Here is a 12,856-nt window from a genome sequence, read left to right as displayed (position 1 = left end):
TTCAGCGCTGGTACAGGTAAGCGGCGACGTCCCTCGCCTCGGACTCGGTAATGCCCGTGACTGGCATCGCGGTGTTCGGGGAGAATCGTTGCGGAGTAACGATCCACTCAACCAGATGATCAGACGAACTGGTGAGCACACCCCCAATATAGACACGAGCGGAAAGGCCGGAAAGGGGTCCGCCCACCTGGCCGTCCGCACCTGGCACGCCTGGAATGGTGTGACATCCGGAACACCCAAATTTCCGCAAGAGCGGCAATGCCCGTGAGGCGTCACCGCTTGTCAAAGCCTGCGCAATTCCCTTGCGCTCTTGACGGTCGACAAACATGCCGGCAGCCACAAAGACGGTGACCACCGCTAACAGGCCTGCAGATATCGATAAAGGTAACGTTAGCCAGTTTGAAGTGTTCAGTTCAGACATGGCTAAAATCCCGTGAGCCAGACGCTTTGATCCAAAGAGCCAGCATGATCAGCGCCGCGCCCGCATAGACGGTGCCAGTCGGCACCCACATCAGCATGCCGGCAAGCTGCTGGTCCTGCAGAGGCGTCAGTCCCCACGCCAGCGCGTCCGCGGTCTGGGCGACGTAAAGAACCCTTGGGGCAAGCGCCATCAGGGCTCCGAGGATACCAGTGTGAAGCATCGTCAGGAACAGGTGCCATGCGGCGAGGCCTCGGCTGCAACGCCAAAGGATCGACCACCAGAACAGCAGGGCAGTAAGCAGGAAACTAAGATGCTGCAGCCGATGAAGGTTGATATCGGTGACGGAGGCATCGAACAGCCAGGGCAGATGCCAGGCCCAGATCGCCACCCCGTGCATCAGCGTGGCGTTCAGCCCACGGGTCGACCAGTCCCAGATCCTCCGCATCACTGCGCTGTTCATCGCGGCGCCCGCAATGTGACGCCCACGCCTCGGCAGCGCCCAAACAAAGGCCGACACGGGACGTGACAAGGCGAGCAGAGGGGCGGACACTGCCATGACCACTTCGTGCTCGATCATATGGAACGTGAAGAGGTGCTCGCCCAACCAATGTAGAGGCGATGTGAGCGCCGCAGCAAGCGCTGCCCAGCCACTGACAAAAAATCCGAGCTGCAAGGCGAAAGCGCCGTCCCCAAGTGCTGTTCGACGCAGGATCTTCACAGATCCAAATGCATAGGCAGCCGCCATGATCGCGAGAGGTGCGACAATCCAGGGGTCGAAGGTCCAGGTCGCGCCGCTGGAATGCGCGTCTTTACCATGGGCCGACGCGGGGCTGATCTCCATGACTATCATAAGGACAACGATCATCTCTCGCATGGGCTTATCAGCAAAGCTGCTGCTCCCTCAGGAGGACCGCAAAACTAAACAAGAGGCCACCACACCAGCATAGGGTTCCGAGCGGGACACCTCGATGCCTCAAAGCCATTGCTCCGGCACCAACAGCAGATAGGGAAACGATCACTGCCAAGATGCAGGCGAACAGGGTCAAAGCGGTGTTGCGATCGCAATCGACATCGGGAACGAGCTGCCCCTGCCCCAACTGCGTGGTTACGCCCCAGAGGCCAAATGGGACGAGGAAAGCGCCATATTGAATTATCGCGATCTTCATAGCCGCGGAACCCAATAGATGCAGACGTAGATCGGGATCCAAGCGGCGACCACGAAATTCCAGTACATCGCGTTGTCGCCAACATCGCCGAAGCGTCGTGGATTGTCGCCATGCCGGGTGAACATCAGGCAGGTGAGAACGAGGGTCTCGACGAGATCGGTCAGGATATGCGTCGTATGCAGACCGAGCAGCAGCCACACGACCGATCCGTAGGCATTGTGATCCCACTTGATATGCATGGCCGGAAACTCGAAGATCCTGACCACAAGCGGCGCAATCCCGAAGAACGACATGAAAATTAGACCAATACGCACCTTTAACGTGACCCGCTGCTTGGCCCACCGGGAGACGAGGAGATTGGGAATAAGGCTTGTCGCGAGGAGAAGCGTCATGACTGTGCCGGCACCCAGGTCGGGCGGTCCGACACCGATTGGCCACATCGGCGCGAGGCTCATGAGATAAAGATAAATCACGATAGCCAGTGCGAAACCGGTGCCTTCAATGAGCATGAAGGCGAGAGTGCCCCACCACGCCGGACTCGCACTGCCGTCGCAATGCCCCGTCAGGGGAGAGACGTCCAGAACCACGATCTCTTTCACGATTCGTCCTCCGGTTTGCCTTTGGGCCAGAACCAGCCGGTCAAGGCTGTGGCGACGGGGACCGCCCCCCAAACGACCGCCCAGGGTGTGAAGATTGACCAGATCAGCACGAGGGCAGTGGCAATTGCCGTCCAGAACGGCCAGACCGAGTGATCCGGTGAAGACTCGCGGGCCTCCGGCGAAGCATCGACAACCCCTGTAATCAACAATTCCCGTCGATCGACCCGCAAACCGCTTGCAACGGTCAGGACTTCGCAGTCAGTCCAGACGGGCGTGCTGTCGCCAACCACTGGAATGCGCTGGAAATTGTAGCAGGGCGGAGGTGACGGCGTCGCCCATTCTAGCGTCGATGCCCGCCAGGGATTGGCTCCGGCGGACTTGCCGTGACGAGCGCTTCGAATGACATCGATAAAAAACAGCAGGAAACCGGTGGTCAAGATCAAGGCGCTTAGGCTGATGAACATGTTCAACCCGCCCCAGGGCATCTCGGGTTGATACGTATAGATCCTTCGCGGCATGCCTTGGAGGCCAAGGATATGCATCGGGAAGAAGGTTAGGTTGAAGCCGAGGACAATCAGGCCGAACACCCACTTCCCCAGCCGCTCGCTCATCATCCGACCGGTGAATTTCGGGAACCAGTAATAGATTGCGCCGAGCAAGGGAAACAGCGCGCCACCGACCAGGACATAGTGGAAGTGGGCGACAACGAAATAGGTGTCGTGAACCTGGGTATCGAATGGAACCGAGGCCACCATGACTCCGGTCATTCCGCCGATCACGAACGTAAAGATGAACCCGAGGACAAATAGGAAAGGTGTCCTGAAAATCGGCCGGCCCCACCAGATCGTGGCCAACCAGCAGAAGATCTGCAAGCCGGCGGGAAGTGCTATCGCCATGCTCGATGCTGTAAAGAAACTTGCGCCCAGCCGCGGCAGGCCGGCAACGAACATGTGATGCACCCAAAGCCCGAACGCCAGAACACCGGTAGTGATCAGCGCCATGACCATCGCCAAATATCCAAAGACCGGCCGTTGCGTGAAAGTGGCGATAATTGTCGAGACCATCCCAACCGCCGGCAGGAAAATGATGTAGACCTCCGGGTGGCCGAAGAACCAGAAAAGATGTTGCCACAACAACACGTCACCGCCCTCGGCGGGATTGAAGAAATGTGTACCGACCAGCCGGTCGAGGATCAACGACGTGCTGGCGATCATGATGGCCGGCATGGCGAGGATGACGAGGAATGATGTAACCAGGATCGACCAGACGAACAGCGGGATGCGATTGAGCGCCATGCCGGGAGCGCGCTGCTTTAAGATGGTGACGACCAGCTCGAGCGAAACCGCAAGGGCGGAGATTTCGGTAAAGGTGATCATCTGCGCCCAGATGTCGGCTCGTTTTCCCGTTCCATATTGCGGACCGGCCAGCGGCACATAGGCAAACCATCCGACATCAGGACCGGTGTCTATCGCAAAGGCGACCCAGAGCAAAATCCCCCCTGCCAGAAACATCCAGTAGGAAAAGGCGTTCAGCCGCGGAAAGGCGATATTGCGGGTGCCGACCATCAGCGGCACGAGATAGACTGCCATCGCCTCCATCACCGGCACGGCGAACAGGAACATCATGTTCGTCCCATGCATGGTAAAAATCTGGTTGTAGCGATCGGGGCCGATAAAGCGTGCTTCCGGCTGGGAGAGTTGCAGCCGCATAGCGAGTGACAGGACGCCACCCAGCGCCAGGAACACGAAAGCCGTGACGATGTAGCGCCGACCAATGACCTTGTGATCGACATTCGACAGGGCGTTCCACAAACCGCCCGCCGAACCCCATGTCACGGCCAGTTGTCGCTGAAGCTCACTGTCTGTGAGGCGGCTGTCCCTGGTATCCCTCTCTGGTGAGCCAACCGTCATCTGAGAACGTCCATGTAACGGGATACTTGGCGCAATTCGTCGCTCGTAAGTGGCACCATCGGCATGTTGTTGCCGGGCTTCAGCGTTTGAGGGTCGGCGATCCAGGCTGCAAGCGAGCCTCGGGTCGTCTCAAGAAGTCCGGCACCGATCGTCCGGCGGCTCCCGACATGGGTCAGGTCGGGGCCACTTATTCCCGTGGCGAACGTGCCGCGAACAGTGTGGCAGGCGGCACAAGGCTTGGCCAGGAAAACTCTTTCGCCAGCTGCCGCCTCATCATCCATGGTGCGCGACCGGACGACCCGCTGCGACGCGAGCCACCGCGAAAAAGAGGCCTCATCCTCCGCTACGACCAATATTCCCATATGGCTGTGCTGCAAGCCGCAAAATTCGGCGCACTGGCCGCGATATACCCCCGGCCGCTCGGCGCGAATAAGAAGAGTGTTGCTGCGCCCGGGAACGAGGTCTTGTTTTCCAGCCAGACTTGGGACCCAGAAGGAATGGATGACGTTGGCGCTTTCCAGTTGCAGGCGTACGTCCCGCCCGACGGGAATATGAATCTCGTTTGCGGTCTCGAACTCCAGCACCCAATCCGGGTTTGGGTAACGAACGCGCCACCACCATTGCTCGCCCTTGACCGCGATCGTGATAGCGTCGCCCATTCTCGTGTCGATGGAGCGAGTCGTGTAAAAACTTGCGATCGTCAGTCCGGTGATGATAACGGAGGTCGCCGCAACCGCACCGGAGACGGCGATCCTCGTCCTGGGGCCGTCCAATTGGGTTGATGCGTCCGCGGTGTGTGACCTCACCAGCGCGTAAATCAGTGTAACGATGACTAGCAGCCAGACAATCGCGCAGATCCAAAAGAACGCTGTCATCAAGTGCTTGAGGTGGGTTGCGGGCATGCCGTGCACGTCGAGCGCCGATTGCAAACCGCTGCATCCAGCAACGCCCGACAAGACAAGATACAACAGGAGCTTGACCACTTTCATGGGCTCGGTCCCTGGTCGGGATGAACACGGGTCGGGACTGGCTCGAATAGGATCACTGCTGGTGCGCGATTTTCAGCCGGGCGCGTTTGCCTGGCATCGTTGCGGCCAGGAGCTGCAACCTTGGCCTGATAGGCTCCGATCGATTGGACATATCCGGCCAGCTGCCAGATCTGCTCGATCGGTATCTTGTTCCTGAAAGGCGGCATGCCGTGCGGTCTCCCGTCGCGGATGGAGGCGACGATCGACACCATCTCCGGTCCGTAAAGCCACCACCCATCGAGAAACGAGGGACCCTTCCCGCCTTGACCGTCGCCATGGCACGTGGCGCATCCGAACCAGGAATACAGGCGTTTGCCCTGGGCAAGGTTGTAAGACGCGTTTTCATAGGGTTGGTTGAGCGCGAAATAGACGTTCGGGGGCGCGCCGCTGACCCCGTTCGGCATCAGTCGGATGTGCTCCAGCTCCGAGATGACGGCAGGATCCTGGCGCAACCGCAGAGGTTCCCCAGTATAGCCGAGCACAGCAGCCACACCCAGACACGACACCATAGCGGTCAGGAGGCCAAGCCAGTGACGCGTCTTAGCCTCGGGACCAGAAATCGCGGTCTGCTCCAATTTCATTTCCGGGCCACGAACGAGCATGTCGCGATGGAGCCTCTGACCTGTCTTCGACATCCGTGCAGATACCGCCGCTGCAACGGCAACACCTGCTGCGATGGTCAAAGACCAGAACACCAAACTCGACCAGCTTTTGCGTGTATCCGGCGACATCATCACAATCCTTGGCCAGTCGGTTTAGTCGTGAGGCAGTTCGGACGACGGTGTAATCAGAATGGGAAGGAGCTTGTAGGATGGCGTTTTCGATTTAGCGTCGTGATGCTCCAGAGGAAACAGCGGGTTCGTCTCGGGGAAATAGGCCCCGCATGAGCCTTTCGGAATATTGTATTCGACAACCCGGAAGCCGATAACCTTGCGTGCCGTCTCCTCCTCGATCGCCGTGGTGAGATCGACGCTTACGCCGTTGGTCAACCCCATCGCGGCAATGTCTTCCCGGTTCATGAACACCACTTTACGCGTCCCGTCCACACCGCGGAACCGGTCGCTATAGCCATAGATCGTCGTGTTGAACTGATCGTTCGAGCGCAGCGTCGCCAAATGCAGCACCTCGGTTCTGCCGGATGTCGAAAGATGAGGAAACAGCCTGTCCGGCGTGATGAAATTGGCTTTGCCGCTACTTGTCACCCATTTGCGCTCCCGCGCAGGCAGGGGACGCGGGAAGCCGCCCGGCTGAAACAGCCGTTTGTTGAAGTCCCTAAAGGTCTCCGGATAGGTGGCCTCGATCGCATCCCTAACGGTTCCGTAGTCGCCAACCCATTGATCCCAGGGCACACGGGTTTCACCGAGTGTCGCCTTGGCGATACCTGCTACGATCGCCGGCTCGGACAGGAGTTCGGGGCTGGCGGGCTTTGTTTTCCCGCGCGACCCGTGGAAGTAAGCGATCGAGCTTTCCATTGATACTGACTGGGGACCGCTCGCCTGCTGATCGACCTCGATGCGACCAAGACAGGGCAAGAGATATGCGACCTCGCCATGCAGGACGTGGCTGCGGTTGAGTTTAGTGGCGATCTGTACCGTCAGGCGAAGTTTCCGCCATGCCGCTTCCACTGCTTCGGTTTCCGGGATGGCCTTCAGGAAATTGCCGCCGAGGCTCACGAAGGCGCGGCTCGAGCCGTCGATGATCGCCTCGCAGGTTTCGACGGTCGAGCGGCCCGTCCAGCGCGGCGGTTCGAACCCGTAGAGCTCAGCCAGCTTGTCGAGCGGCGCTAGGCCCGGTTTTTCCGTGATGCCGACCGTTCGTTGACCCTGGACATTCGAGTGGCCGCGGACGGCGCAGATGTTAGCCCCGGGTTTGCCTATATTGCCGCGCAGCAGAGCAAGGTTCACCACCATATGAACGTTCTGAACGCCCATCAGATGTTGGGTGAGCCCCATCCCGTAAATTGTCAGCACAGCGTTCGACTTCGCGTAGGTCGCGGCCGCTTCGGTCATTTGGCCCCGGGTCAGTCCGGAAATGCTCTCGAGCTCGGCCCACGGATGTCTGCGAGCCGTAATTGCAAACTCTTCGAAGCCGGTCGTATGCTCCTTGATGAAATCATGATCGAGAACATGCTTTTTGTCCGCGGCTGCCATTGAGGCGGCAAAAGCCACCATTGCCGCGTTCCCGGGATCGGCTGGCTTGTCGTCCTCGCCCGCAACCTGCGACACACTGGATGCTTTCAGCGCATCGTCGGCTTCGATCAGAGCCTTGCAGACGCCGAATAGGGCTGCGATGTCGCCGCCGTTCCTGACCTGATAATAGTCAGAGGAAATCGTCGTCTCGCTCCCGGTTAACATCTGGGTCGGAGACTGTGGATTGACGAAGCGCTCGAGTCCCCGCTCACGCAGCATGTTGAAGGTGACGATCTTAGCTCCCCGGTCGACAGCGTCCTGAAGGTCATGCAGCATCCGGGGCGACGACGTGCCGACATTCTGGGCGATGTAGAAAATGCAGTCCGTGTTCTCAAAATCCGACAGGATCGCCGTCCCAACTGACGCACCAATGCTTTCGGGCAGAGCCACCGACGAACTCTCGTGACACATATTTGAACTATCGGGCAGGTTGTTGCTGCCATACATCCGGGCGAACAGCTGGTACATGTAGCTGGTTTCGAGCGACGCGCGTCCGGACGTGTAAAGGTCGACCTGCTCGGGTGCCAGCGCCCGCAACTCCTGACCGACCTCAACAAATGCTTGTTCCCATGGGACGGGAACGTATTTGTCGGTGGCCGCATCCCATTTCATCGGATGGGTCAGGCGACCCTGCTCTTCGAGATCGTGGTCGCGCCAGCTTTCCAGCTCGGTCAATGTATGGGCGTCAAAAAATGACCGGTCGGCACGGCGGCTGGTGACTTCCCAGGCCGTTGCCTTCGCGCCGTTCTCGCAGAACTCCAGTGGATGGGTCTTTGCTGGCTTCGCCCAGGCGCAACTCACACACATATAACCTTCCGGCTTGTTCTGGTGGCGCAGGAGGTTGGCGCCTCGGACCGGAAGTTGTTCGCGAACCAGAATTTCGGTGACTGACTTGGCCGAGCCCCATCCACCTGCGGGACCGGTATAGGTTCGAACTCTAGACTCGGATGGGCTACCGCTCATGGCGCTCACTCCGATTTACGAGGTCTCGGCGAACGGCGCGCTCGTCGGTCACCGCAGAGATGATGGTCGTAAGACCAAACACAGCATTCAACTCCGCAATCGTCGCAGAGAGTTTCGGTTTCCAGTTGGGGTAACTGTCTTTCGTGCTCGGAACGTTGGTCGGCCGTTTTTCATCCGTTAGATCCGCAAGCCTAACCGCCATGAGCATGGACGGCGTCCGGGCTATAAGGCGATGCACGGCGGCTGGCAGGCCTTTTCCATCCGATTCCGTTTTTGAGGAAGCCGTCAAAAGCCCCGCCGCCTTGAAAGCGGCGAGCATTTTTTGCTTTTCGCCCCTGCGTGCCTTACGTTGCCGTTGACCGACGAAGCCTGCAACTTGGTCGACCGCGATGTACAGCGGGTTTAGGAACCGCCTATTCGACGGCTCGTACGGGCTGCAGCGCTCCGGTGCGGCGGTCAATCGCGCATGCAACGGGTTGAGGCCGATAAAGTCGGCGACCGCTGGGCCTTGTTGGCATGCATTGAGAGCCGCAAGGATCGCATCTCGACCGCTGCCTGCGACCGGAACCTCCCGGCCGGCCGGTGATGGTCTTTCAGGCTCGAATTCATCCGTGCCCGTGCCCGTGCCGCGGCGACGATCGGTTCGGTCCTCTCCGGTGAGGCTCTTCATCAGCATACCGCAGACGCTTCGCGCATAATGCCAAAGCGGCCGCGACGCAAACGTCCGCTTTGTCGAACGCACATGTTCTCGGTCATGAAAATCCTCCAACTGGGTGGGCACGGATCTGACAGCAACAAACCGAGGCAGCGCCTTGGAGTTCCCTTGGGCCCAGGTTGTTTTTACCGTTTTCAAAAGGTGTTGCCGAGGTGGGACATAACCTTGTCCCGTTGCCCAGACGCTTCAAGTGCTCAACGACTGTTCGAACCTCAGCAAGACTGACTTTGCGTCAACTCGCGGGCAGATCGCCAGATCATGATCTTCGAAGTCGACTGAAGGATCGCGATAGAGCAAGCTGTAGAGCCGGAGAAATACCGGTGTGAACGTATTCAGGCTGTGTGCAAGCTTCGCCGGCTTAACGCACGCCGCCCCTTGCTTGGGTCGTGAAAGCCTGAGTGGGCAGCGCCGCTTGTGGACGGAATTCGGAGATGCCTGACGACTCCGGGGCGGCTCTCTCCGGAGTGATGCATGTGCCGTGTGCCTCGAAATAGGGAACAAGTTGGCGGAAATCTGGTTCTTGCAGACCGGCAGTGGGCCGGCGAGACATCAGCAGGTTCCCGTGCGCAATCCCGAGTATCCCGACCACGCCCCCTCCCCGTTTCGCGACCCATCGACACACCAACTCGGCTTCAAGCCGCCGCCCGGTCTCGTGGCTGTCAGGCTCTCTGCAATATTAAAGGGATCGGGCCGATCGATCTGCTATTTGGCGCTCAGCGAAGAATCCGCCAGCGATATAGCGGAAGTGTTCATTGCCCTTTTCCCCGAGGTCCAGCTGGTGGTTTTGCCGCCATGGGATTGCCTGCCCTACGATAGGGTGCCGCCATCGCGCCACTGTATGGGTCGGCGAATGGACGCACTGCGGATCTGGAACACGCCCAGCGATGCACCGAAGCTGATGCTGACGTCGCTCGACGCAGCACTCCAACGCATTCCTCCGGCTGACGTCATTGCGGATAGTAACCTCGAACTGGTGGTTGGCGAGGATTTCGATCGCGACGCATTTTCTGACTTCATCCAACGCACAGGCTATGTCGAAGAAGGCATTGCAGATGATCCCGGCGAATTGGCTGTCCGGGATGGGGTGATAGACATCTACCCGGCTGGTGCACCCGGACCAATGCGTATCGTAATTTCGAAGGACGACATTGTTCGGGAGTTGCGGGGTTTTGATCGTATCACTCAACGGACGGAGAGCTATCTGGAAAGGGTGATCCTTGGTCCCGCGTCCGAAGCCGTTCTATCGGAAGCAGATACGGAGGAAATTGCGCCGAAGCCGGAAACCATGGAGAGACAGCTGCTGCGCCTCTATCACGACATGCCTACACTGTTTGCGGCGATCGGGGATGCGACCGTGCTTCTCGCCCCAGGCGGCGCCCGGCGGGTCGAGCGCTATCTCGAGATAGTCGAAGACGCTTGCCAGTCCCAAAACGATATCCGCGACCGACAGAACAAGTCTCGTTCCCTCTACCTAGACGGCACCGAATGGGAACAGCACGCTGGCCACGTTTCATCCCTCGGACTGGATCTCGACGAACATGGTGAGCTGCAGGGGGGACCATGCGACGCCGTCCCACGTGCCGAATTGGCCAAGCTGGCGCAGCATCAATTACGGCAAGGACTAACGGTTGTCGTCTGTGGCACAGGAAAAGGCTCGGATGGGCTCTGCCGACGAGTGGAAAAAGCCACCGGGATAGCGCATCGTTCGGTCGATACCTGGCGGGCAGTAGAGCAAGCCGATCCCGGAGCGTTTCTCAAACTACCCGTCGATCTCGATCATGGGTTTGTCGATGCGGCACTGAACATCGCTATGATCGCAGTCGCTGAAACGGTAACCAATCTCGGCGAGCAAGCGACACTTCTAGCAGAGCCAGAGCTTCGGATAGGCGACGTTGTCGTTCATGAGGAGCATGGCGTCGGGATCCTCAAAGATTTGGAAACTGTCGTAGTCGGGGATGTTGGTCGCGATGCCGCCCGCCTGGAATATCGAGATGGCGACTCCGTGCTGGTCCCGATGGAGGATTTCGGAAAAATTTGGCGCTACAGCGCCGAACCCGAGGCAGTAACCCTTGACCGTCTCCACACCGAAGCCTGGAAGAAAAAGAGCGGAAAGATCGCAGCAGACATTCGATCCACCGCGCGTCATCTTTTGACTATCGCAAAGCAGAGGCAGGCTTTACCAGCAAAGAAGTTCATCCCCCCAAGGAAGGAATATTCAGCCTTCACCCGGCGCTTCCCTTTCGCCGAAACGCGTGATCAGGTTGAAGCTATCAAAGCGGTCTTGTCCGATCTCGAATCTGGGAAGGTGATGAACCGCCTTATCTGCGGAGATGTAGGCTTCGGCAAGACCGAAATCGCGTTGCGTGCCGCGGCTGCGGTTGCGCTTTCTGGCGGCCAGGTGGCCGTCGTCGCTCCGACCACCGTGCTGGCCCGTCAACACTACGACACCTTTCAAAGACGTTTTGCGCAGACTGGCATTCAGGTCGGATTGTTATCTCGTCTTCTCAAGCCAAACGAAGCAAAACAGGTCAAGGCCGCGCTGTCGGAGGGTGAAATCGGCGTCGTCGTAGCGACACAGGCAATCCTTGCGAAAAATGTCGGCTTTGCGAATCTCGCCCTGTTGATCATTGACGAGGAACACCGGTTCGGGTTGAAGGAAAAGCGGACGATGGGTGCTCTGGCACCATCTCTTCATACGCTCTCAATGTCGGCGACACCGATCCCGCGGACACTGCAATCGGCAATGATCGGGGTTCAGGAGGTCAGCCTTCTGACAACACCGCCATCCAAACGCCGACCAGTCCGGACATCACTGATGGAATTTGACGCAACGTCTGTGCGAACAGGCCTTATGCGTGAATACCGCCGTGGAGGACAGAGTTTTATCGTAGTTCCACGCATCGAGGACATAAACGACGTATCGACGGTGCTTGAGAGAACCGTTCCGGAACTATCGATCAAGATTGCACACGGCAAAATGCCAGCAGCGGCTATCGACGAAGCGATCGTGGGATTCGCCGACGGCGACGGCGATGTTTTGCTTGCCACCAATCTAATCGAGAACGGACTCGACGTCCCCCGCGCAAACACGATCTTCGTATGGCACGCGGGCCGCTTCGGGCTGGCACAACTTCATCAGTTGCGCGGACGTGTCGGGCGCGGCGCTGCTCAAGGTATGGCAACCCTTTTAACCGAAGAGGGCACTGAGCTGGCTGAGGAGACGCACTTGCGGCTCCTATCGCTCGTAGAGAACGACCGCCTGGGCGCTGGTCTAGCAATCAGCCTTCGAGATCTCGAGCTTCGGGGTGCGGGTGACATCGCGGGGGAGGATCAAGCCGGGCATATGAAGGTTATCGGCACTGGACTGTATCAGAAACTGCTATCAGAAGCGGTCGCGACCTTGCGCAAAAAAGCCTCCGTCAAACAGCAACGCGCGATCCTCAACCTCGACGTTGCAGGCACAATACCGCTGGACTATGTGACGGATCCGGGCACCAGGCTCAATCTATACGCCAAGCTACTGCAAGCCTCCTCACTGAATGAAATCGACGAACTAAGTGATGAGTTTGAGGATAGGTTTGGGGAGCCGCCCGAGGACGTCTTACTGCTGTTGCGAACGAGCCGCCTGCAACTTGTCGCGGGGTGGCTGGGTATTGCCAAGCTCGAGGCCGGGCCAAAAGCGTCGGCGATGACGCTGACGGCGAAGGTCCCATCGAGGGTTGTTGCGGCATGGACGAAGAACGCCGGAGCAGTCCAGCGAGAGGATCGATGGATATTCGAAACCGAAGGCAAAACCGGCAAAGAGCAACTGTGTTTCTTTGAAAAAATTGTCTCAGCAGCGCAGGGGTTAGGCGAGTAGGATTAA

The 12,856-nt window shown here is 58.7% G+C and carries 9 protein-coding genes and 1 pseudogene; 1 reads left to right on the top strand and 9 read right to left on the bottom strand.

The window, feature by feature from the left end:
- Position 1: 1 nt before the first annotated feature.
- The 9 genes and pseudogenes from HNQ72_RS21900 to HNQ72_RS31435 all read right to left on the bottom strand — a co-directional run.
- Entirely contained in the window at positions 2-421 is a 420-nt protein-coding gene (locus HNQ72_RS21900; RefSeq protein ID WP_183995283.1) for a c-type cytochrome, read from the bottom strand.
- Entirely contained in the window at positions 414-1,295 is an 882-nt protein-coding gene (locus HNQ72_RS21895) for a cytochrome c oxidase assembly protein (protein ID WP_183995281.1), read from the bottom strand. The genes HNQ72_RS21900 and HNQ72_RS21895 overlap by 8 nt, the downstream gene beginning before the upstream one ends.
- A gap of 288 nt (positions 1,296-1,583) precedes the next feature.
- Positions 1,584-2,186, bottom strand: coding sequence for a cytochrome c oxidase subunit 3 (locus tag HNQ72_RS21890; protein WP_183995279.1), 603 nt, complete (start codon positions 2,184-2,186; stop codon positions 1,584-1,586).
- On the bottom strand, positions 2,183-4,096 hold the full coding sequence (gene ctaD, locus HNQ72_RS21885) for a cytochrome c oxidase subunit I (protein ID WP_183995277.1): 1,914 nt from the start codon (positions 4,094-4,096) through the stop codon (positions 2,183-2,185). The genes HNQ72_RS21890 and ctaD overlap by 4 nt, the downstream gene beginning before the upstream one ends.
- A complete protein-coding gene (gene coxB, locus HNQ72_RS21880) occupies positions 4,093-5,085 on the bottom strand; it encodes a cytochrome c oxidase subunit II (protein WP_183995275.1) in 993 nt (330 codons plus the stop codon). Before coxB ends, ctaD begins: the two co-directional genes overlap by 4 nt.
- On the bottom strand, positions 5,082-5,633 hold the full coding sequence (locus HNQ72_RS21875) for a c-type cytochrome (RefSeq protein WP_183995668.1): 552 nt from the start codon (positions 5,631-5,633) through the stop codon (positions 5,082-5,084). Before HNQ72_RS21875 ends, coxB begins: the two co-directional genes overlap by 4 nt.
- Positions 5,634-5,879: 246 nt before the next feature.
- Complete coding sequence (locus HNQ72_RS21870) at positions 5,880-8,276, bottom strand: FdhF/YdeP family oxidoreductase (RefSeq protein ID WP_183995273.1); 2,397 nt, start codon at positions 8,274-8,276, stop codon at positions 5,880-5,882.
- Positions 8,266-8,595, bottom strand: a complete 330-nt coding sequence (locus tag HNQ72_RS31320) for a 4-alpha-glucanotransferase (protein ID WP_425503156.1) — start codon at positions 8,593-8,595, stop codon at positions 8,266-8,268. The genes HNQ72_RS21870 and HNQ72_RS31320 overlap by 11 nt, the downstream gene beginning before the upstream one ends.
- A gap of 39 nt (positions 8,596-8,634) precedes the next feature.
- Positions 8,635-8,946: pseudogene (locus tag HNQ72_RS31435) on the bottom strand (4-alpha-glucanotransferase); the annotation flags it as partial.
- 547 nt (positions 8,947-9,493) lie between these two features.
- Between HNQ72_RS31435 and HNQ72_RS21860 the strand changes: the two are divergent.
- Complete coding sequence (locus tag HNQ72_RS21860) at positions 9,494-12,850, top strand: DEAD/DEAH box helicase (protein ID WP_244654480.1); 3,357 nt, start codon at positions 9,494-9,496, stop codon at positions 12,848-12,850.
- The last annotated feature ends 6 nt before the right edge of the window (positions 12,851-12,856 follow it).

It is taken from the genome of Aliirhizobium wenxiniae (genome assembly GCF_014201355.1).
GTDB classification, from domain to species: Bacteria; Pseudomonadota; Alphaproteobacteria; order Rhizobiales; family Rhizobiaceae; genus Neorhizobium; species Neorhizobium wenxiniae.
This window is presented reverse-complemented; position numbering and strand designations above follow the sequence as displayed.